Annotated in this window: 1 protein-coding gene; it reads left to right on the top strand. The window is 63.1% G+C overall.

The window, feature by feature from the left end; translation table 11 throughout:
• On the top strand, nt 1-233 hold a 233-nt coding region (locus tag H7C18_RS34510), incomplete at both ends, for an amidohydrolase family protein (RefSeq protein WP_185133679.1).

Here is a 233-nt window from a genome sequence, read left to right as displayed (position 1 = left end):
CCGACGAATACGTGGCGGCCTATGTGAGCCGTCATCCGTCCAAGCTGTTCGGATTCGCCAGCGTCGATCCGCACGATCCGGACGCGCCGCGCAAGCTGGAGCGCAGCGTTCGGGAGCTTGGGCTGGTCGGGCTGAAGCTGGCTCCGATCTACCAGAACTTTTATCCGGACGACCAGCCGTACTTTCCGCTCTATGCGAAGGCGGCGGAGCTGGGCATTCCGATTCTGTGGCAC

Origin of the sequence: Cohnella zeiphila (genome assembly GCF_014212055.1) — a bacterium.
In the GTDB taxonomy this organism is placed as follows: Bacteria; Bacillota; Bacilli; order Paenibacillales; family Paenibacillaceae; genus Cohnella; species Cohnella zeiphila.
The sequence above is the reverse complement of the archived record's forward strand: the minus strand, read 5'-3'. Positions and strand labels throughout refer to the sequence as shown.